Genomic DNA, 20,028 nt, shown 5'->3' with positions numbered 1-20,028 from the left:
AACTTGGACCGGACGATTCCGGATGCCCCGTCCGGTCGGGGGCGTCCCGGAATGTGCCACTTCAGTGCGGTGTTAACGGTACGCGGCGCTGGAAAAAAATCGATCGCCCCGCGAGGCCGGGGGCGGCTACGGTGCCAAGGTTGCGGGGGGACCGGCGCGGAGCGCCGTCCGACGCCCGGACCGTATCCTGGTCGATGGTTATGAGGACACCTGTGAGATCGCCGCTCGCCGACCTGCGCGCGCGCCTGCCCGAGCTGATGCTGCGCGACCAGCACCGGCTGGGCCGCCGCATCGACGGGATCCAGAAGACGCGCGACGCCGGCCGGCGCGCCAAGGCCGCCGAGGACATCGGCGGCGAGGTCGAGGCCGCCGAGCGCCGGGTGGCCCGGCGCCGCGAGGCGGTGCCCGCGATCACCTACCCGGCCGAGCTGCCGGTCGCGCAGAAGAAGGACGACATCCTGGCGGCGATCCGGGACCACCAGGTCGTGATCATCGCGGGCGAGACCGGGTCGGGGAAGACCACCCAGATCCCCAAGATCTGCCTGGAGCTCGGCCGCGGCGTGCTCGGCTCGGTCGGGCACACCCAGCCGCGCCGGCTGGCCGCCCGCACCGTCGCCGACCGGATCGCCGAGGAGCTCGGCACCGAGCTCGGCGACACCGTGGGCTACAAGGTCCGCTTCACCGACCGGTCCAGCGACGGCACGCTGGTCAAACTGATGACCGACGGCATCCTGCTGGCCGAGATCCAGACCGACCGGCTGCTCCGCCAGTACGACACGCTGATCATCGACGAGGCGCACGAGCGCAGCCTCAACATCGACTTCCTGCTCGGGTACGTCCGGGAGATCCTGCCCCGCCGCCCCGACCTCAAGGTGATCATCACCTCGGCGACCATCGACCCCGAGCGGTTCTCCCGGCACTTCGGCGACGCCCCGATCGTGGAGGTGTCCGGCCGCACCTATCCGGTGGAGGTCCGCTACCGCCCGGTGACCGACCCCGAGGACCCGTCCGCCGACCCCGACCGCGACCAGGTCCAGGCGATCTGCGAGGCGGTCGACGAGCTGGGCCGCGAGGCGCCCGGCGACGTGCTGGTCTTCCTCAGCGGCGAGCGCGAGATCCGCGACACCGCCGACGCGCTGCACAAGCACCTCCAGGGCAGGCGCGGGCCCGCCACCGAGGTGCTGCCGCTGTACGCGCGACTGTCGGCGGCCGACCAGCACCGGGTGTTCCAGGCGCATCGCGGACGGCGCATCGTGCTGTCCACCAACGTCGCCGAGACCTCGCTGACGGTGCCGGGCATCAAGTACGTCGTCGACCCCGGCACCGCCCGCATCTCCCGCTACAGCCACCGCCTCAAGGTGCAGCGGCTGCCCATCGAGCCGATCTCGCAGGCGTCGGCCAACCAGCGCAAGGGCCGCTGCGGGCGCGTGTCGGAGGGCATCTGCATCCGGCTCTACGCCGAGGACGACTTCGAGTCCCGCCCCGAGTTCACCGACCCCGAGATCCTGCGCACCAACCTCGCCTCAGTCATCCTCCAGATGACCTCGCTCGACCTCGGCGACATCGCCGCGTTCCCGTTCGTCGAGCCGCCCGACCGCCGCAACGTCAAGGCCGGCGTCGACCTGCTGCACGAGCTGGGCGCGATCGACCCCGCCGAGCAGGACCCGCGCAAGCGCCTCACCCCGCTCGGCCGCCGCCTCGCCCAGCTCCCGGTCGACCCGCGGCTGGCCCGCATGGTGCTCGAGGCCGACAAGAACGGCTGCGTGCGCGAGGTCCTGGTCATCGCCGCCGCGCTGTCGATCCAGGACCCGCGCGAACGGCCGTCCGAGCACCAGCAGGCCGCCGACGAACTGCACCGCCGGTTCGCCGACCCGACCTCCGACTTCCTCGCCTACCTCAACCTGTGGAACTACCTGCGCGACAAGCAGCGGGAGCTGTCGGGCAGCCAGTTCCGCCGCACCTGCAAGAACGAGTTCCTGCACTTCCTGCGCATCCGCGAGTGGCAGGACCTGCACAGCCAGCTCAAGCAGGTCGCCAAGACGCTCGGCGTGACGCTCAACGACGTCGACCCCGCCCCCGAGCGCGTCCACGTCTCGCTGCTCGCCGGCCTGCTGTCGCACATCGGGCTGATGGACGCCGACAAGAAGGACGAGGGCGGGCCGCGCCGCCGCCAGCAGGAGTACGTCGGGGCGCGCGGCGCGAAGTTCGCGGTGTTCCCCGGTTCCGCCCTGTTCAAGAAGCCGCCGCGCTGGATCATGTCGGCCGAGCTGGTCGAGACCTCCCGCCTGTGGGCCCGGGTCAACGCCAGGATCGAGCCCGAATGGGTCGAGCCGCTCGCCGGGCACCTGGTCAAGCGCAACTACAGCGAGCCGCACTGGTCCAAGAAGCAGGCCGCCGTCATGGCGTACGAGAAGGTCACCCTCTACGGGGTGCCGATCGTCGCGCAGCGCCGCGTCAACTACGGGCGCGTCGACCCCGAGCTGTCCCGCGAGCTGTTCATCCGGCACGCGCTGGTCGAGGGCGACTGGGAGACCCACCACCGGTTCTTCCACGACAACCGCGCCCTGCTCGACGAGGTCGAGGAACTGGAGCACCGCGCCCGGCGCCGCGACATCCTGGTCGACGACCAGACCCTGTTCGACTTCTACGACGAGCGGGTCCCCGCCGACGTGGTGTCGGGCCGGCACTTCGACGCCTGGTGGAAGAAGGCCGGGCGGGCCGAGCCCGACCTGCTCGGCTTCGAGAAGTCGATGCTGATGAACGAGGGCGTCGGCGGCGTCAGCGAGGCCGACTACCCCGATGTGTGGCGGCAGGGCCCGCTGAGCCTGCGGCTCAGCTACCAGTTCGAGCCGGGCGCGAACGCCGACGGCGTCACCGTGCACCTCCCGGTGCAGGTGCTCAACCAGGTCAAGCCGATCGGCTTCGAGTGGCAGGTGCCCGGCCTGCGCGCCGAACTGGTCACCGAGCTGATCCGGTCGCTGCCCAAGCAGGTGCGGGTCAACTTCGTCCCGGCGCCCGACTACGCCCGCAAGGTGCTCGAGCGCGTCTCACCGCGCAGCGAGCCCCTCCTGGACGCCCTCGAACGCGAGCTGACCGCGCTGACCGGCGTCCCGCTCGCCCGCGAGGGGTGGGACCTGTCCCGCCTGCCCGCGCACCTGCGGATCACCTTCCGGGTGGTGGACGACCGGGGCCGCACCCTCGGTGAGGACACCGACCTCGATGCGCTCAAGCGCGCCCTGGCGGGCAAGGTCCGCGGCACCCTGTCCAAGGCCGCGTCCGCCGAGGGCCTCGAACGCTCCGGCCTCCGCGAGTGGACGATCGGCGAGCTGCCCCGCACCTACGAGCGGGCCCAGGCCGGCTACGAGGTCAAGGCGTATCCCGCGCTCGCCGACGAGGGCGACACCGTCGCGGTCCGCATGTACGAGACCGAGGCCGAGCAGCGGCGCGCGATGTGGCGCGGCACCCGCCGGCTGGTGCTGCTCAACGCCCCGTCCCCGGTCAAGCAGATCCAGGCGCGCCTGACCAACCAGGGCAAGCTCGCGCTCAGCCACAACCCGCACGGGTCGGTGCCCGCGCTGTTCGAGGACTGCGTGACCGCCGCCGCCGACCGGCTCATCGCCGAGGCCGGCGGCCCGGCCTGGGACGAGGCCGGCTTCACCCGCCTCTTCGACCACGTGCGCGCCGAGCTGCACGACGCGACCGCCGCGATCGTCGCGCAGGTCGAACGGGTCCTGGCCGAGTCGCACGAGATCGACCGGCGGCTGCGCGGCACCACCAGCCTGGTGCTCGTCCCCGCGCTGACCGACATCCGGACGCACCTGGCCGAGCTGATCCATCCCGGCTTCGTCACCGGGACGGGCTGGCAGCGCCTGCCCGACCTGACCCGCTACCTGCGCGCGCTCCAGATCCGGCTCGACAAGCTCCCCGAGAACCCGGGCCGCGACCGCCAGCTCATGCACCAGGTCGGCGTCCTGGCCGAGGAGTACCAGCAGGCGCTGCGCAGGCTGCCCCCGTCCCGCCGCGACGACGAGCCCGCCAGGCAGGTCCGCTGGATGCTGGAGGAACTGCGGGTCAGCCTGTTCGCGCAGCAGCTCGGCACCCGCTACCCGGTCTCCGACAAGCGCATCCGCAAGGCCATGGCCCAGCTTTGAAAGCCCGGCCCGGCATCCTCGCCTGGCGGCTCGGACGCCGACCGTGCTCGGGGCGAGCGCGACATCGCTCCGCGATCCGGCCGGTGCGGCTCGCCGCCGGCTTCGCCTCACCGGCCAGGTAACGCGCTCGCGCGACGGCTGAGGCACTCTCGATCTGCCGGCGCCGGCGTCCGAACCGCTTGGCGCCGCCGCTTTCCGAACGGTTCCGAAATCATGATCGATCTGGTCGGGGTCTCGGGTAGTAGTAGATGCCATGGACCTGAAGGAGCTTTACCCGCCCCTGGAACCGCACGACTCCGGGATGCTCGCGGTCGGTGCCGGCGACGAGATCTACTGGGAGGTCTGCGGCGACCCCGGGGGCAAGCCGGTGGTGTTCGTGCACGGCGGCCCGGGCGGCGGGCTGCTGCCGGTGTGCCGCCGGTTCTTCGACCCCGCGGCATATCGGATCGTGCTGTTCGACCAGCGCAACTGCGGACGCAGCACGCCCCACGCGGGCGACGCCGGGGTGTCGCTGGAGGCCAACACCACCCCGCACCTGGTCGCCGACATGGAACGGCTCCGGGAGCACCTCGGCATCGACCGGTGGCAGGTGTTCGGCGGGAGCTGGGGCAGCACGCTCGGCCTGGCCTACGCGCAGGAGCACCCGGACCGCGTCACCGAGCTGGTGCTGCGCGGCATCTACCTCGCCCGTCCCGAGGACGAGGAGTGGGCGTTCACGGGCGGCGGGTCGGCCCGGCTGTTCCCCGAGGAGTGGGCGGCGTTCCAGGCGCCGGTCCCCGAGGCCGCGCGGGACGACATGCTGACCGCGTACGGGCGGCTCCTGTTCGACCCGGACCCGGCGGTGCACGTCCCGGCGGCCAGAGCGTGGGCGGCCTGGGAGCTGTCGGCCAACACGCTGCTGCCCGTCCCGCCGCCGGACCTGGACGACCGGCTCCTGGTCGGGTTCTCGCGGATCGAGCAGCACTACTTCAGCCAGGGCTGCTTCCTCGAGGCGGGGATCCTGGCGGGCGCCGACCGGATCAGGCACCTCCCCGGCGTGATCGTCCACGGGCGGTACGACATGAAGACCCCGGCGGACGGCGCGCTCGCGCTGCACCGCGCCTGGCCCGAGGCCGAGTTCCACCTCATCGAGGACGCGGGCCACGGCGGCTCGGAACCCGGCACCCTGCACCACCTCATCGAGGCCACCGACCGCTTCCGCTCCTGACCCGGCCGCTCCTGACCCGGCCGCCCCTGGCCTCGGGCTGCGACGACCCCCGTCCGGCGGGCGCCTGGGCGGCCGGTTGGCGCCCGCCGGACGGGGTGCTGAAGGGGGACGACCCCGCTCGGACCCCGTGTCTGAGCGGGGACGTCCCGGGTCAGGTGGCGATGTCGCGGCGGCGGATGCCGTAGAGGCCCGCCGCGATGAGCGCGGCCACGATCGCGGTCAGCACGATCAGCGGGGTGGCGTCCATCGTCCCGCCGGGGAGCTTCGGCACGTGGGTGAACGGCGACAGGTCCATCACCGCCTGGCCGAGGTCGAGCACCGGACCGAGCTGGCCCAGCAGCAGGAAGCCCGCCACCACGGCCCAGGCGGCCGGCGAGAACCGCGGCGCCAGCCCGAACAGCGCGATGCCGATGCCGACGGCGACCCACGCGGCGGGCGTCTGCACGAGCACGGCGCCGAGGAGCTCGGGTACCTTGCCGCCGAGGTCGCCCACGGACGCCCCGTAGGTGAGGCCGATCGACAGCCCGGACACCAGCAGCATCACCACCGTGCCGGCCAGCGCGATCAGCAGGTGCCCGGCGACCCAGCGGACCCGCCCGACCGCGGTGGCGAGGAGCGGCTCGACCCGCTGGAGGCCCTCCTCGGTGCGCAGCCGGAGCGCGGCCTGCACCCCGTACAGCGAGGCCATCGCGGACATCAGCCCGATGCAGGTGACCAGGAACGCGTCCACCAGTCCGGACTGGCCGCCCATCTTGGTGATGAGGTCGTTGGTGCCGGAGTTGCCGCCGACCAGGTCGCCGATCCCCTTGGCGATGCCGCCGACGACCAGGCCGTAGACCAGGAAGCCGCAGGCCCAGCCGTACAGCGACCCGGACTGGAGCCGCCAGGCCAGCGCGAGCGGGCTGCGCAGGCCGGGCGCCGCCTCCGCCGGTCCGGGCCGGGGCGCCAGCAGCCCGGCGCCGAGGTCGCGATGCTCGATCAGCGCGTACGCCGCGGCGATGAGCAGCGCCGCCGCGGCGAGCGGCAGCAGCGCCGCCCAGAGCCGGTCGCCGCCGTACGGGCGGATCTGCTCGATCCAGCCGATGGGCGACAGCCAGGTCAGCCAGCCGGCGCCCTCCGTCGCGTCGCCGGCCGCGCGCAGCAGGTACGCGGCGGCGATCACGCCGACGCCGATGCCGCGGGCGGCGCGGGCGTTCTCGGTCACCTGGGCGGCGACCGCGCCGACCGCGGCGAACAGGATCCCGGCGGCGGCCCAGCCGACGCCGGTGCTGACCGCGCCGGCGACGCCCTCGGAGGCCAGCCCGAGCATGACGAGCACGCCGAGCGCCAGGGCGGCCAGCACCGCCACCAGCAGCGCCGCGGTGAGCGCCGCCCGCCGGCCGACCACGCCGGCGCCGACCAGCTCCAGGCGGCCCTCCTCCTCTTCGGCGCGGGTGTGCCGGATCACCAGCAGCACGCTCATGACGCCGACGAACGCGGCGCCGAGGGCGCCCATCCGCCAGGCGGTCATGCCGCCGAGGGAGGGGTCGTGGAGTGGGCCGTAGAACGCCAGCGTCGAGGAGTTGCCGTTGGCCCCGTCGGCGAAGTGCTGCCGCTCGGCGGCGGTCTTGTACAGCCCCCGGTATCCGCCCAGGGTGCTGAACAGGGAGCTCAGCAGCGCCAGGATCCACACCGGGATCATGATCCGGTCGCGGCGCAGCCCGAGCCGCAGCAGTGACCGGGTCCCGGTGAGGGAGCTCATCGGCCGGGGGGCGGCGAGGGTGCTCATCGGGGCGTCCCCTCCAGCTCGGTGAGCTCCTCCTCGTAGTGCCGCAGGAACAGCTCCTCCAGGGTGGGCGGCTGGCTGACCAGGCCCCGCACGCCGACCTGGGTGAGCTGCCGCAGCACCGCGTCGAGCTGCGGGGTGTCGACCTCCAGCCTGACGGTGTTGCCGTCGACCTGGACGTCGTGCACGCCGGGCAGGGCGGTGATTCCGTTGGGCGGTCCGGCCAGCTCGGCGTGGATCGAGGTGCGGGTCAGATGCCGCAGCTCGGTCAGCGTCCCGGTCTCGACGGTGCGGCCCTTGCGGATGATGGTGACCCGGTCGCAGAGCGACTCGACCTCGCTGAGGATGTGGCTGGACAGCAGCACGGTGCGCCCGCCCCGCCGCTCCTCCTTCACGCAGTCCTGGAACACCTCCTCCATGAGCGGGTCCAGGCCGGAGGTCGGCTCGTCCAGGATGAGCAGCTCGGCGTCGGAGGCGAGCGCGGCGACGAGGGCGACCTTCTGCCGGTTGCCCTTGGAGTAGGCGCGGCCCTTCTTCTTCGGATCGAGTTCGAACCGGTCGAGGAGCTCGGCGCGGCGCCGCGCGTCGAGGCCGCCGCGCAGCCGGCCGAGGAGGTCGATCACCTCCCCGCCGGACAGCGAGGGCCAGAGCGTCACGTCGCCGGGGACGTAGGCGAGGCGCCGGTGCAGGGCGGTGGCGTCCCGCCAGGGGTCGCCGCCGAGGAGCTCGGCGGTGCCGCCGTCAGCGCGCATCAGGCCGAGCAGGACGCGGATGGTGGTGGACTTGCCGGCGCCGTTCGGGCCGAGGAAGCCGTGCACCTCCCCGGTGCTGACGGTGAGGTCCAGTCCATCGAGCGCGCGTGTCCGGCCGAACGTCTTGACGAGCCCGGACACTGACAGAGCGGTGTTCATGGGTGTTGAAACTACACTTCTTTCAGGAAATTGTGAAGTCTATAAAACAGATGAAGGTCAGATACACTGGTCCGACCGAGCTGACCTGGGGAGCTGTTGTGGAAGAGACCGGCCCGCCGACCTCGTCGCCGCCTGCCGAGGAGGCGGAGGCCGTCCGGATGTACATCGAGCGGTTCGCGGCGCAGATGGCCGACGCCGGCTGGCAGCGCATGCCCGCGCGGGTCTTCGCCGCCCTGATGGCCACCGACTCCGGTACGCTCACCGCCGCCGAGCTCGCGGAGCTGCTCCGGGTCAGCCCGGCCGCGGTCTCCGGGGCGGTACGGCATCTCACCCAGATTCACATGGCCCTGCGCGAACGTGAGCCGGGCTCGCGCCGCGACATCTTCCGCGTGCGGGACGACGTCTGGCAGGACGCGATCCTCGGGCGCGACCGGGCCCTGACGATGTTCGAGGACAGCCTGGGCGAGCTGGCTCAGGTGGTCGGGCGCGAGAGCCCCGCGGGGCGCAGGCTGGCCGAGTCCGCCGAATTCTTCGCCTTCATGCAGAAGGAGATCAACGGCATGCTGGACCGCTGGCGCGAGCACCGCGATGCGCTCCGGGAGGAATACGCCGAGAGCTGACGGGCCGAGTGCGGTGGCTCACGGGAAGCCCCCAAGACTCTGCGGTCACCGGGGTGACACCGTAGGGTGCATTCCATGCCTAATAGCGATGAGCGCGACAATAGCGGTCACAGGGAGAAGGCCGTAACCGCCGAAGCCGCGGTCTCCGAGGGGCCGAAGCCGAACGGCGGAGCGTCCGCATCGTCCAGCGGCCCCGTGGGGGGAGAGGGCGGCGCGCAACCGGCCGGCCAGCACGGGTACGGCACCGGCACCGGGATCCAGGGGAACGCGGCGGGTGTCGGACCTCGTCCCGCTGAGACGGTCATCGCCCGCCTGGGCGAGCCGGTCACCGTGTGGCCCTGCGCCAACTGCGGGCGTCCCGTGCCGCAGCCCATGGGGACCGTCCGTGCCGTCCGCTACTGCCAGGACAACGACGGCGCCTGCGCCCGCGAGGCCCGCGACCGCCGCGAGCGCGGCCGGGACGCGCCGGGCCTGACCGGGCAGGTGGCCTCGACCTGGGAGATGGTCGAGCGCCTGGAGAAGGCCGCCGACGTGCTCGCCGACTCGCTGACCTCCGAGCTGAGCGTCGCCGGTGTCGAGCGGCGCGTCTCGGAGGTCCGGGCCGAGGCCGCCCGCGAGCTCGCCATCGCGCAGACCGAGCGGGACGCCTCGCAGCGCAAGGCCGAGGAGGCGTGGCAGGAGGCCGCCTCGTCCCGCCAGCGCGCCGGCGCCGCCGAGAAGGACGCCGCCGGCGCCCGCGAGGAGACCAAGCTCGCCACCGCCAAGCGCGACGCCGCGCAGCAGGCGTGGGAAGAGGCGCACCAGATCGCGCAGCAGTCGGTCACCGCCAAGCTCGCCGCCGAGAGCGAGCGCGACCGCATCGCCGCCCGCGAGACCGAGCTGCTCGCCGCCCTGGAGACGGCGCGGGCCGAGCTGGTCACCCTGCACTCCAAGCTCGCCGAGAGCGAGGGCGCGGTCGAGTCGCAGCGGGTCGAGTCCGCGGTGGCCAAGCAGGGCGCCGAGGACCTCCGCAACGCGATGCGCGACACCGAGGCACAGCGGCAGCGGGCCATGCAGGCCGCCAGCAAGGCCGAGGCCGAGCGGACCACCGCGCTGCGCTCGCAGTCGGAGGCCGAGGCCGAGGTGGTGCGCGCCATCGCCCGCGCCGACGAGGCCGCCAAGGAGCGCGACGCCGCCCAGGCGCAGGCGCAGCAGGCCGTCGCGGAGCGGGAGGAGATGGCCACCAAGATCAACGACCAGTCCGTCCAGCTCCGCCAGCTCTCCCAGTCGGTCGCCGAGCAGCAGGCCGCGCTGACCGCGCTCGCCGACGAGCGCGACGCCGCCCGCGCCGAGGCCGACCGCGCCCGCCGGCAGATCGACCACTTCACGCACAACACGCTGTCGTCCAACATCCCGCCCGGCGGGCGGATGCCGGGCGCCGGCGCCCAGCAGCAGAACCCGGGCGTCCCGCAGGGCCCGCCCCCGATCGGCGGTCCGAACGGCCCGGGTGGGCAGAGCGGCCCCGGCGGCGTCCCGAACGGCACCGGGCCCATCCCGAGCACGGGGCCGGCGCAGACCGGAGGAACGCCCATGCCGGGCCGCCCGCCCCTCGTCGGCCCCCCGCACGCCGGCGGCGGCAACCCCATGCAGGGCGGGAACCCGCCGCCCGCCAACGGGCGGCCGGTCAACGGCAACGACCGCGAGGACCCGCTCTTCACCGGCCACTGAGGCCGGGCCCCCGCCCGGCCGGACGGGAGCGGTGCGGAGCGGGCCGCAGGGTCACCGCCCGAACCGCTCCCTGTCGACCTCGATCCAGATCTGCTCGGCCCGGCCGAGCAGCCGCCCGTCCGCCCCGTACAGCGCGGTCGCGGTGTGCAGCTTGCGGCCCTCGCGGCTGCGGGCCAGGCCCATGACCACGCACTCCTCCCCGGCCTCGGGCAGGTCGACGACCTGCCCGGTCATCGTGCCGAGGACGGCCGGGCGGTCCACCGGGTCGAACGACCAGGCGCCCGGACAGTCCATCGCCGCCCAGAGCAGCTCGCGGCCGGGCGCCTCGCGCGGCGTCCACGCCGCGGCGACCGTGCCCTCGCCGACCGGGCCGGGTGCCAGCCGCATCCCGTCGCCCGGCTCCCGCGCCGGGCCGCACACGAAGCAGCCCGGGAACGGGTGGTCGTCCCCGCGGCCGAGGTACCCCTCCGCGGCCCGCAGCGCCTCGGCGTAGGGCACCGCCGGCACCGGCGGCACCACGATCGCCGCCGCGAGCCCTTCGGCGATCAGCCGATCGCCCTCCCACAACCGGACGCTGCGTCCCCGCTCGTCATCGTCGGAGACCCGCAGCTCGGTGTCGAGCGGCGGAGGCTGCCGCAGCGCCACCGTCACCGTGTCGGAGGCCACGTGCCCCGCCAGGAGCCCCGCCACGTAACCGCCATTGCCCGAACCGTCGGGCCCGTGGAACCGCTTGTCTATGATCACTTGCATCCCCGTGGTCACTCTTCTCGCGCACCAAAACGGGACCGATCATAATGACGTCCTCGGACAGTCCGCAGACCGGGTTCAGCCCGCGTTCAGACGGCGCGGGACGGCTGCGGGCGTCCGGGCCGGGTGGTGAAGAAGACCGACAGCGATCCCCTGAGCCGCGCGCGCACCGTCTCCTCGTCGACGGGACCGTCCTCCCGGACCGGGGTGAGCTCCAGCGCGCGGGCGATGAGGCGGTCGACGTTGCGGTCGGCGACCAGCACCGAGCAGGTGTCGCAGGCGTACCACGGGTACAGCATGTTGAGCACCGCGACCGCGGTGTCGTCGTCGGACAGGTGCGTGGTGTCGAGCTCGACCTCGAACATGTCGGTGTCCTCGGGATCGAGCGTCGGGTAGTAGAGCCAGCTCGGGCCACCGGCGCCGCAGAAGTCGCAGTCCTGGGGGTGCGGGGCCGCCTCGCCCACGGCGAGCTCCAACTCGTGGTCCCACGGCTCCACCCGCCGGTTGTGCCGGTATCCGACGCCGTCGAGCGATCCCTCGCGGTTGTGCGTCACGTCGTGCACCTCGCCGCCGCAGCGGGCGCACATGAGGCCGATGTCCTCCATGTCCCCCTCCTGATCGCCGAGGCACCGGTTCTCACAGTATCCGGCCGGGCGGCTCGAGCGAACCGGGTGCCCCGAACAACATGATCAACGATCGCCGGGGCGGCCCGGGCGTCCGCACCGTCCGGGCTTTCGCCCTGGTGGCCCGGCGTGGCGCGGTGTCGGATAGTGTGAAGATCTTCTTTGGCGCCCGCGCTCCCGGCGATCCCGGCGGCCCGCGCCTCCCCGTGCCGCACCGCACCGCCGCGTGCCTCGCGCGCCCGCGCCCCTGAGCCAGCCCGACCGGGAGGTCCCGTTGTCCCACGCCCCGATCCGGACCGACATCGTCCTGACCGCCGACAAGATCGATCTCGTCCGGGAGCGGCGCCTGCTGCTCGACCAGGTCTGCCTCACGGTGCTGACCGGCGAGCACTGGGCCCTGCTCGGCCCGAACGGCGCGGGCAAGAGCACGCTGCTCGGCATCCTCGGCGCCTACACCCATCCGACCCGCGGCACGGCGGAGATCCTCGGGCACCGGCTCGGCCGCGTCGACGTGCACGCCCTGCGCCCGCTGATCGGCCAGGTCAACCCGCGGCACCCGCTGGAGTCGGCGCGCACCGTCCGCGAGATCGTCCTCACCGGCCTGACCGGCACCATCGAGCTGGTCCCGCGCTGGACGCCCGGCGAGGACGAGCTGCGCCGCGCCGCCGAGCTCATCGAGCTGATGGGCCTCGCCCCGCGCGCCGACTCCCGCTGGCCCCACCTGTCGCAGGGGGAGCGGGGCCGGGCGCTGATCGCGCGGGCGCTGATGGCCGACCCGCGGCTGCTCCTCCTCGACGAGCCCGCCACCGGCCTGGACGTCGCCGCGCGGGAACGGCTGCTGGCGGCCCTCGACGAGCTCCGCGAGAACCGGCCGGGCCTGACCACCGTGCTGGTCACCCACCATCTGGAGGAGCTGCCCACCAGCACCAGCCACGCGCTGCTGCTGCGCGAGGGCCGGGTCCTCGCGGCGGGCCCGGCGGACGAGGTCGTCACCACCGAGCTGGTCAGCGCCTGCTTCGACCACCCGATCGCGATCAGCCGCGCCCATGGCCGCTGGGCGGCCACCGCGGGTCACGCCCGCTGACCGGCACGGGCCAGCGCCCCGATCGCGTCCTCCGCCCGGACGCCGCCGCCCCGGACGCCCGCGGTCCGGCCCGGTGGTGCTCAGGGGACGTCTGCGGGCACGCGGTGCCGGGCCAGGTGGGCGAGGACGGACTGGTTGGCCTCCCAGCCGTCGGGGAACTTCACCGGGACGCCGAGGTGCACCCCCTCGGTGGACGGATGCGCGTCGAGCAGCTCGGGGATCCCCGCCCGCGCCACCACGATGCAGGCGTGCCGGTGCCGTGAGGCCAGCACGCAGAGCCGTCCCGACTCCAGATGGAAGGCCGTGGCGTCGCGGCGGCCGGACAGCGGATGCAGCACCACCGTCACGTCGTACTCGCGGCCCTGGAGCCGGTTGGCGGTGTCGACCGTGATGCCCTCGCCGAGGGACCCGAGCGCGGCGCGGATCGCGGCCACCTGGTCGCGGTGCGCCGCGCCGATCGCGATCCGGTCGGCGCCGACCGGATGGGACCCCTGCTCGCTGTGCGCGACCGGGCCCCGCTGGAGCAGCCGCACCGCGAGCGTCGCGGTGGCGCGCACCGCCTCCGCGTCGGTGCGCAGCGTGTGCCGCGCGGGCAGCTCGAACAGCGCCCACCCGGACGCGGCGGCCTCGTCGAGCGCCCGGTCGTAGGTGGTGCCCATGCCGCGCGCCCCGTACTCCAGGCGCCGGTCGTCCGGCCCGGTGCCGGCCCTGAACCCGGTGAACGGGTAGAACGCCCGCGACACCACCGGCGCCGCGGACGCGGGCAGCCGCCACGACACCGGCAGCCGGTGGACGGGCAGGTCCGGGTTGTGCGCGAGCAGGACCGACACGGCGCTGCGCATCGGATCCCACGACAGGCCCGCCCAGCGTTCGACCTCGACGGTGGAGAACGGGTCGAGCTGGCCCGGGTCGCCCACGAACAGCGCCCGCTCGAACCGGCCCGCGATGCGCAGCAGCATGTCCGAGCGCATCTGGTACGCCTCGTCGACGATCGCCCACGCCCACGAGCCGTCCGACAGCGTGGCCCACTTGGCGGCCGTCGCGATCACCACCGCGTGCTCGGCCAGGTCGTCGGCCTTGGTCGCGACCCGCACCTTCGGGACCGCCAGGACCCGGTCGGACGGGATGTAGTTGGACGCCGACAGCCGGCCCAGGGTCAGCTCGGGATGCTTGTCGGAGATCCGCTCGATGAGGTCGTCGACCTGCTCGTTGGTCTGCGCGACGATCATCAGCCGCTCGCCCGCGGCGGCCAGGTGCCCGGCCGCCCGGACCACCAGTGTGGACTTGCCCGCGCCGGGCGGGGAGTCGACCACCACCCCGCGGTGCCGGCCCGCCAGGTCGGCCAGTACCTCCTCGACGACCTTGGTCGCGGCCACCGACGGGTCGACGCCGCCGTCCGGCACCGTGAACAGCCGCCCCGCCCCACCCGCATGCTCGGTCATGACCATTCCTCTTCGGCGTCCTCGTCGGTCGGCACGTACTCCTCGGGCGGTCCGCCGTGCGTCCACGGGGTGTCCTCGCGCTCGGGGAACCGGGCCGCGCCGTACGAACCGTCGGTCAGCGAGGTGAAGCACACCCGGTCGCCGACCCCCGGGACGCTACCCGGCTCGGGGGACAGCTTGCGCCCCATGCCGCCCGTCAGCTCCAGCAGCACCCCGCCGACGCCGAACTCCACGACCTTGCCCTTGAGGGACGGCCGCGCGGCGTTGCAGACGGTCGTGCCCACGTCCAGCCGGACCGGGTCCTCGGTGCCGATCCGCAGGTACGGGCGGAGCTTCGGGCGCTTGCCCGTCTCGTCCAGCCGGGTCGGATCGCACTCGGTCACCACCCCGCCGAACGCCTGCCCCGACAGCCGGTGCTCGGCCATGACCAGCGGATCGTCGAACGCGCGCTGCGCGTCGTAGGCGTCCTGAGCCCGCTCCAGGTCGTGCAGGCGCTTGGCCGCCCGCACCGGCGAGTCGCGGCGTGCCTGCGGATACGCCTCGCCGAACGTCTGGTGGTAGTAGGTGAACGCGTCGCGGTCGCGTTCCCAGCGGCCCGGCACGCTCGCGCCCTCCGGCAGCTCCCGCAGCAGCGCGGCCGCCCGCCACATCACGTCCCACGTGGGGGCGAGTTGCCCGGCGAGCACGGTGCGGAGCCGCTCCTCGGCCCGGTGGTCGCCGCCGGACGCGTGGTAGGCCGCGATCGCGGGTGCGAGCACCTCGTTGTCGAATGTCGGATCGGTGGACGGGCCCGCGGGCGGGCAGGACACCGGATCCTCGGCCAGCGCCGCCGCGGCCGGGCCGTCCAGCCCGTCCGGCGGGTCGATCCAGCCGAGCAGCGCCGCCAGATTGCCGTCCTCCAGCGAGCTCTGCCCGGTGGCCCAGTGCATCCGCAGCGTCTCGGTCGCCGCCAGCAGCAGCGAGGAGCCTGGCCGGTCGTACCGGTCGGCGAACCAGGTCAGCCAGCGGCCGAGCACCGGCACCGACGGCTCCACCGCGTACGGGCCCTCGGTGCTGCGGAACCGGGTGGACCGGCCCAGCATCCGCAGGAATCCGATGCCGCCCCGGTTGGGCACCAGGATCTGCGGGGCGTCGCCGTAGCGGATCCGGTCGTCGCCGTCCTTGCCCGGCGGCAGCTCCTCGACCGCGCCGCGGCTCGTCTCGATGTGGTTGAGGACCAGCTTGGCGAGGTCGGCGGCGAACGCGAACCGCAGATCACGGTTGCGCGGCTGCGGCACCATCAGCATCGTCGGATCGTCCGGCCCGGCCCCCAGCATGACCGCCAGCGGCGCCGCCGCCTCGCCCGCGAGCTTCAACGGGATGAGGACGAGCGGTGCCTCCGCCATATGGCAGTGCCGGACGGTCGCCAGCGGCTGCGCCACACCCGAGGCCACCGCCTCGAGCTGGGCCAGCGAGGTGAGCGCGCTCATACCCGGGACAACCGCGCCGACCGCCCTCGCCGCATCCGCGAACCCGAGGACCAGCCCGAACGCCCCACGCACACCCCGCCCGCACCCGCCGTGCACCTCGACGGAGGCGGCCCCGCCATCCGGCCCGCACATCCCGGCAGCGGCGAACGGACCGAACACCTCACACCCGCCGCGGACGCCCGGTGGGCCGGGCACCCCAGACGTCTCGTCCATCCCGCGCCTACCGGATTCACCGGACGCTTCCGGTGCGCCGCGCCCATCGGCCGCGGCGGGGCGGGGGGCCTCATGCCGCACCGTCCAGTGCCTCGCTGCGGAGGCGGGCGGCGGTGCGGAGCTGCGCCGCGGTCTCGGCCAGGTCGGCGGACGGGTCCAGGGAACCGTCAGCGAGGGCGAGGGCGGTGCCGACGGAGTCGACGCCGCCGAGGTCGTCGCGGACCGAACGGCCGAGCGCGCCGGTCGCGCCGCACGCCCGCGCCTCGTCCCGGCAGTAGAACGCCATCTCGCAGCTCGCCATGCAGTCGGGCGCGTACCGGGCGTCGACCGCCCGCACCGCCTCGGCGAGGTCCTCGCCCGGCTCGAAGCTCAGATCGTCGGGCAGCGCGTCGAGGATGGTGTCGATGCGGGTGAGGCGCGCGAGCTGCCGCTCCAGCACGGCGAGCTGGGGGCGCACGTCCAGCGGCGTCGCGGTCGGCCGGTTGGAGAAGTTCTCCGGGCAGACCAGGAACACCTCGTGCGAGACCCGGCCGGGGTCGTGCCCGAGCTCGCCCATCAGCCGGCGCAGCGCCAGCACGTACACCGCGGACTGCCGTGCGGCGGCGGCGACCTGCTCGGGTTCGGCCTGCCCGTCGATGACCGCGAACGACTTGATCTCGATGATGTGGAAGCGGCCCTCGAACTGGAACGCGATGACGTCCGGCTCCAGGTAGGCGGCCTGCCCGGCGATGTCGAGCCGCAGCAGCGGATGGTCGAACAGGGTGCCCTCGCCGGACTCCAGCGCCCGCGCGATCAGCCGCCGGGTCCGGGCGTGCCGCAGCTCCCGGCCCTCGTTGCCCGCGACCACCTCCAGGTCGTCGTAGGCGACCTCGGGCACGGCCAGCCCGAGCCGGTCGCGCAGCAGGGTGATCAGCTCGGCGCAGCCCTCGGCCTTCACCTGGGCCTCGAACACGTTCCCGCGCGTGATCGCGAACTGGGACTGGCCGAACGGCGACGCGAAGCCGAGATGCCGGGCGACGCTGTCCTTGTCGACCCCGGCGGCGTCCATCACCCCGCGTCTGGCGCAGCCGGGATTGGAGGTCAGCGCGGCGATCGTGCGGGCGTCGTGATTGCGCGGGGGAGTGCCCCCGCGCAGCCGGTCCAGGTCCGGTGCGGTGTCGGTCATCGCTCGTCTTCTCCGTGGGTGGCGCTGCGCACCGAGGCGGTCGGTCCCCCCGGGGCCGGTCCCGGGCCACCGGCCCGGCCGTCCCCGGCGGCCCGCCGCATCGCCCGCAGCCGGCTGCCGAACAAACGCTCGGCGTCGTCGAGCTGGGCGCGGGCCCGTTCGGCGGCCCGCGCGCGCTGCCGCGCATCGGCCTCCCGATGCACGTCCAGCTCGGCCCGCGCGGCCTCCATGAGGTCGGCCGGATCGACTGTACCGACCGTACCGGTGGCCGCACCGGGAATGTTGGACGCGAAGCGCCACAGCAACCGCTGCACGCTCGCGGCGGGCCGCGCCCCGCCCCGTCCCGCGTGCTCGGCGACGCGGATCGCGGCGGTGAGGAAGTCGGTGCGCGGGCTGAGCGGCCCGGCGATCCGCTGCTCCAGCGGCCACGTGCTCACGGTGAGCATGCCGCGCGCTGGGGCGAGCAGGTCGGCGGTCAGCGCGGCGCACAGGTAGTAGGGCCGGGCGTACGGGGCGGTCCGGAACGAGCGCTCCTCGTCGCGGCGCAGGCTCGTGAGCCGGGTCCCGGCGACCTCGCCGGGAAAGAACGCCGAGTACACCGACCCGATCAGCTTGGGCGCGGCGGGCGCGCCGAGCAGCGTCAGCGCCTGGTGGACCTGCTCGCGGACGGGGAGCATCCCCCGCCGCGAACTCCCGGACGCCCGCGTGTCGCCGACGACGCTCAACTCCGCCGAGCCCGCCCCGGACGGTCGAGCGGCCTCGCCGCGGCCGAGACCGGAGGAACCGGTGTCCCGGACATGGACGGCCTCTTCGGGGCCCGCCTCCAGGGCGTCGGCGCCGGAGAGTCCTCCCGCGCCTTCGCCGAGCACGGCGTCGTCCCAATCGCTCTCGGCCTGGCGCAGTTCGGCGCGCAGTTCGCGCGCCGCCCGCCGGTCGCCGCCGGACACCGCCCGCCGCACCGCCGCGCGCAACTCGGTGATGCGTGCTTCCAGCACATCGGGGGCCGTCGACATGCGGAGGAGCGTATCGCAGCTTCCAGACAATTCCAGTCTTTTCCAGTTTTCGTGGGGGTGAGCGAATCAGCGCGGTTTGCGCCACACGATGGAATAGCGCCACAGCCGGTGCCGCCGGAAACGCGCGCCCGGCAACAGCCGGGCCGCCTCTTCGCGCACCTCGCTCCAGGTCATGTCCGGCCAGGCGATCGGCGCCCCCGGATCGCCCGCGCGCCTCCGGTTGCGGAACCGGTGGTAGTGGTGCACCGGGATGCAGGTGAGGCTGTACACCCGGTCGCCCAGAGTCCCGCTGTTGGCGAGGCTGATGACGACCAGGCTCCCGCCCGGACGCAGCGTCTCCCGCATGGCGGTCAGCGCCGCGGTGAAGTCCATGTGGTGGATCGCGGTGACGCTGCACACGAAGTCGTGGCCCTCGGCGGGCAGGTCGCAGGCCAGCGCGTCCGCCTCCATGAACTCGACGTTGCCGTGCTTCGCGCTCAGCGTCCGGGCCCGCTCGATCATCTCCGGCGACCGGTCGATGCCGGTGACGTGCGCGGCGCGAGAGGCCAGCCGTCGCGCCAGCAGCCCGTCGCCGCAGCCCACGTCCAAGGCCTCGCCGCAGCCGCGCGGCACCGAGCGGAGCACGACGTCGTGAAAATGCGTGTTGTGGTTCCAGTAGTTGTCGGTCGTGGCCCTGGGGCCTGGACGTGGCATCGGAGCGGCTCCTCACGACCGGGGATCGCGGCGCAGCGGATGGTCCGCGGGCACCTCCACCATAACGATCTTGACGCCGTCGGGGTCCTCGATCCACATCTCGACCAGGCCCCACGGCTCCGCGCGCGGCTCCCGCGTCACCCGGGCCCCGGCCGCGGCGAGCCGTGCGTGCTCGGCGCGCACGTCGCGGACCTGGAGCCAGATCATCGGCGCGCCGTCCATGCCGCCGGCCCCGCTGGAGCCATCCCCGGACACCTCCAGGAACCCCGCCCCGAGAAAGAACACCACGCCCGGCGCCTCCGGCGGCCCGAACTCCCGGTACACCGCGAGCCCCAGCACATCCCGGTAGAACCGTCTGCACTCCGCCGGATCGGACGGACGCAGCAGGATTCGACTGCTCAATACCTCCATGCCCACTCCCTACCCCGCCACCGCGCTCGCCCTGCGCCGTCCGCCGTCCGCCGTGTGCCGTGCGCGCTCTGTCGGTTGCTGTTCCGGTCGCGTTGCGGGGTGGTGGCCTTTCGGGAGCCGGGCCTGCATGCCAGCCTTGCCCCATGATCGACGTTGCGGGACCCCGGGTGTGGTTGATCCGGCACGGGCAGAGCGAGTCCAACGCCGGCCTGCCCACCAACGGGCCAGGAGTAGCGCCCTTGACCGAGGTCGGCCGCGCTCAGGCCGAGAGCGTCGCGGCCGCGTTTCCTGAGGCGCCCGCCCTCATTGTGAGCTCGACGTTCGTCCGCGCCCGGGAGACCGCCCGCCCGACGATCGATCGATTCCCCGCGGTGCCGTACGAAGAGTGGCCCGTTCAGGAGTTCACCTACCTGGGCGCCCTGCACGGCCCGCAGACGACGAACGAGGGGCGCCGCCCGTTCGCCGACGCCTACTGGGAGCGTGCCGACCCCGCCTATGTCAATGGCGGGGACGGGGAGTCGTTCCAGGACCTGGTCGTTCGCACTCGCGTCTTCCGGGAGCGTCTCGCCAAGAGAAGGGGCGGCCTGGTGGCGGTGTTCACCCATGGGCTCTTCATGCGCGCCTTGATGTGGTCGCTACTGACCGGTGTCACCACCCCGGATTCGGCCGCCATGGCGGAGTTCCGCCACTTCCTCGACACGTGCGCGGTCCCGAACGGAGCGATCGTCGAGCTCCGCCCTGGCGGTCCCGAGGGCTTCCTCGTCATCGCCGGCAGCAGCGCCCACCTGCCGTCGGCCTGAGCCGACG

Annotated in this window: 16 protein-coding genes; 6 read left to right on the top strand and 10 right to left on the bottom strand. The window is 73.7% G+C overall.

Annotated features, from left to right (window positions below):
- The first annotated feature begins 200 nt into the window (after nucleotides 1-200).
- Together hrpA and pip are read left to right on the top strand one after the other, a co-directional pair.
- A complete protein-coding gene (hrpA, locus tag QP090_RS00545) occupies nucleotides 201-4,151 on the top strand; it encodes an ATP-dependent RNA helicase HrpA (protein ID WP_349666462.1) in 3,951 nt (1,316 codons plus the stop codon).
- Between the two features lie 259 nt (nucleotides 4,152-4,410).
- Nucleotides 4,411-5,358, top strand: a complete 948-nt coding sequence (gene pip / locus QP090_RS00540) for a prolyl aminopeptidase (protein ID WP_285938536.1) — start codon at nucleotides 4,411-4,413, stop codon at nucleotides 5,356-5,358.
- A 151-nt stretch (nucleotides 5,359-5,509) separates the two neighbouring features.
- Here pip and QP090_RS00535 read toward each other — a convergent pair whose 3' ends face one another.
- Both QP090_RS00535 and QP090_RS00530 read right to left on the bottom strand, forming a co-directional pair.
- A complete protein-coding gene (locus tag QP090_RS00535) occupies nucleotides 5,510-7,126 on the bottom strand; it encodes an ABC transporter permease (protein ID WP_285936409.1) in 1,617 nt (538 codons plus the stop codon).
- Complete coding sequence (locus tag QP090_RS00530; protein WP_285936408.1) at nucleotides 7,123-8,034, bottom strand: ABC transporter ATP-binding protein; 912 nt, start codon at nucleotides 8,032-8,034, stop codon at nucleotides 7,123-7,125. Before QP090_RS00530 ends, QP090_RS00535 begins: the two co-directional genes overlap by 4 nt.
- A gap of 98 nt (nucleotides 8,035-8,132) precedes the next feature.
- Here QP090_RS00530 and QP090_RS00525 point away from each other — a divergent pair, with 98 nt between their 5' ends.
- Together QP090_RS00525 and QP090_RS00520 are read left to right on the top strand one after the other, a co-directional pair.
- Complete coding sequence (locus QP090_RS00525; protein ID WP_285936407.1) at nucleotides 8,133-8,654, top strand: GbsR/MarR family transcriptional regulator; 522 nt, start codon at nucleotides 8,133-8,135, stop codon at nucleotides 8,652-8,654.
- Nucleotides 8,655-8,849: 195 nt separating this feature from the next.
- Entirely contained in the window at nucleotides 8,850-10,361 is a 1,512-nt protein-coding gene (locus QP090_RS00520) for a coiled-coil domain-containing protein (RefSeq protein ID WP_285936406.1), read from the top strand.
- 51 nt (nucleotides 10,362-10,412) lie between these two features.
- Here the strand turns inward: QP090_RS00520 and QP090_RS00515 are convergent, their stop codons facing one another.
- Both QP090_RS00515 and QP090_RS00510 read right to left on the bottom strand, forming a co-directional pair.
- On the bottom strand, nucleotides 10,413-11,111 hold the full coding sequence (locus QP090_RS00515) for a hypothetical protein (RefSeq protein ID WP_285936405.1): 699 nt from the start codon (nucleotides 11,109-11,111) through the stop codon (nucleotides 10,413-10,415).
- 86 nt (nucleotides 11,112-11,197) lie between these two features.
- Complete coding sequence (locus QP090_RS00510; RefSeq protein WP_285936404.1) at nucleotides 11,198-11,713, bottom strand: hypothetical protein; 516 nt, start codon at nucleotides 11,711-11,713, stop codon at nucleotides 11,198-11,200.
- A 292-nt stretch (nucleotides 11,714-12,005) separates the two neighbouring features.
- On the opposite strand from QP090_RS00510, the gene QP090_RS00505 reads away from it, so the two are divergent.
- The gene (locus QP090_RS00505) at nucleotides 12,006-12,815 is read left to right on the top strand and encodes an ABC transporter ATP-binding protein (RefSeq protein ID WP_285936403.1); all 810 of its coding nucleotides are present in this window, start codon (nucleotides 12,006-12,008) and stop codon (nucleotides 12,813-12,815) included.
- Between the two features lie 80 nt (nucleotides 12,816-12,895).
- On the opposite strand, the gene QP090_RS00500 is transcribed toward QP090_RS00505, so the two are convergent.
- The 6 genes from QP090_RS00500 to QP090_RS00475 form a co-directional block, all read right to left on the bottom strand.
- A complete protein-coding gene (locus QP090_RS00500; protein WP_285936402.1) occupies nucleotides 12,896-14,257 on the bottom strand; it encodes an AAA domain-containing protein in 1,362 nt (453 codons plus the stop codon).
- Nucleotides 14,254-15,726 (bottom strand): hypothetical protein, encoded by a 1,473-nt coding sequence (locus QP090_RS00495; protein WP_285936401.1) that lies wholly within the window; start codon nucleotides 15,724-15,726, stop codon nucleotides 14,254-14,256. The genes QP090_RS00500 and QP090_RS00495 overlap by 4 nt, the downstream gene beginning before the upstream one ends.
- 283 nt (nucleotides 15,727-16,009) lie before the next feature.
- Complete coding sequence (locus QP090_RS00490; RefSeq protein ID WP_285936400.1) at nucleotides 16,010-17,104, bottom strand: hypothetical protein; 1,095 nt, start codon at nucleotides 17,102-17,104, stop codon at nucleotides 16,010-16,012.
- On the bottom strand, nucleotides 17,101-18,117 hold the full coding sequence (locus QP090_RS00485; protein ID WP_285936398.1) for a hypothetical protein: 1,017 nt from the start codon (nucleotides 18,115-18,117) through the stop codon (nucleotides 17,101-17,103). The genes QP090_RS00490 and QP090_RS00485 overlap by 4 nt, the downstream gene beginning before the upstream one ends.
- 66 nt (nucleotides 18,118-18,183) lie before the next feature.
- Nucleotides 18,184-18,810 (bottom strand): class I SAM-dependent methyltransferase, encoded by a 627-nt coding sequence (locus tag QP090_RS00480; RefSeq protein ID WP_285936397.1) that lies wholly within the window; start codon nucleotides 18,808-18,810, stop codon nucleotides 18,184-18,186.
- A 12-nt stretch (nucleotides 18,811-18,822) separates the two neighbouring features.
- Nucleotides 18,823-19,221, bottom strand: a complete 399-nt coding sequence (locus tag QP090_RS00475) for a VOC family protein (protein WP_285936396.1) — start codon at nucleotides 19,219-19,221, stop codon at nucleotides 18,823-18,825.
- A 143-nt stretch (nucleotides 19,222-19,364) separates the two neighbouring features.
- Here QP090_RS00475 and QP090_RS00470 point away from each other — a divergent pair, with 143 nt between their 5' ends.
- A complete protein-coding gene (locus tag QP090_RS00470; protein WP_285936395.1) occupies nucleotides 19,365-20,021 on the top strand; it encodes a histidine phosphatase family protein in 657 nt (218 codons plus the stop codon).
- The last annotated feature ends 7 nt before the right edge of the window (nucleotides 20,022-20,028 follow it).

It is taken from the genome of Actinomadura xylanilytica, assembly GCF_030283145.1.
Classification (GTDB): domain Bacteria; phylum Actinomycetota; class Actinomycetes; order Streptosporangiales; family Streptosporangiaceae; genus Spirillospora; species Spirillospora xylanilytica.
The sequence above is the reverse complement of the archived record's forward strand: the minus strand, read 5'-3'. Positions and strand labels throughout refer to the sequence as shown.

Bases quoted from the DNA above. Each gene is read 5' to 3' on its own strand.
- QP090_RS00535 (WP_285936409.1), bottom strand. From the start codon at position 7,126: ATGAGCACCCTCGCCGCCCCCCGGCCGATGAGCTCCCTCACCGGGACC.
- QP090_RS00475 (WP_285936396.1), bottom strand. From the start codon at position 19,221: ATGGAGGTATTGAGCAGTCGAATCCTGCTGCGTCCGTCCGATCCGGCG.
- QP090_RS00470 (WP_285936395.1), top strand. From the start codon at position 19,365: ATGATCGACGTTGCGGGACCCCGGGTGTGGTTGATCCGGCACGGGCAG.
- QP090_RS00480 (WP_285936397.1), bottom strand. From the start codon at position 18,810: ATGCCACGTCCAGGCCCCAGGGCCACGACCGACAACTACTGGAACCAC.
- QP090_RS00485 (WP_285936398.1), bottom strand. From the start codon at position 18,117: ATGTCGACGGCCCCCGATGTGCTGGAAGCACGCATCACCGAGTTGCGC.
- QP090_RS00490 (WP_285936400.1), bottom strand. From the start codon at position 17,104: ATGACCGACACCGCACCGGACCTGGACCGGCTGCGCGGGGGCACTCCC.
- QP090_RS00530 (WP_285936408.1), bottom strand. From the start codon at position 8,034: ATGAACACCGCTCTGTCAGTGTCCGGGCTCGTCAAGACGTTCGGCCGG.
- QP090_RS00495 (WP_285936401.1), bottom strand. From the start codon at position 15,726: ATGAGCGCGCTCACCTCGCTGGCCCAGCTCGAGGCGGTGGCCTCGGGT.
- hrpA (WP_349666462.1), top strand. From the start codon at position 201: ATGAGGACACCTGTGAGATCGCCGCTCGCCGACCTGCGCGCGCGCCTG.
- QP090_RS00515 (WP_285936405.1), bottom strand. From the start codon at position 11,111: ATGCAAGTGATCATAGACAAGCGGTTCCACGGGCCCGACGGTTCGGGC.
- QP090_RS00510 (WP_285936404.1), bottom strand. From the start codon at position 11,713: ATGGAGGACATCGGCCTCATGTGCGCCCGCTGCGGCGGCGAGGTGCAC.
- QP090_RS00500 (WP_285936402.1), bottom strand. From the start codon at position 14,257: ATGACCGAGCATGCGGGTGGGGCGGGGCGGCTGTTCACGGTGCCGGAC.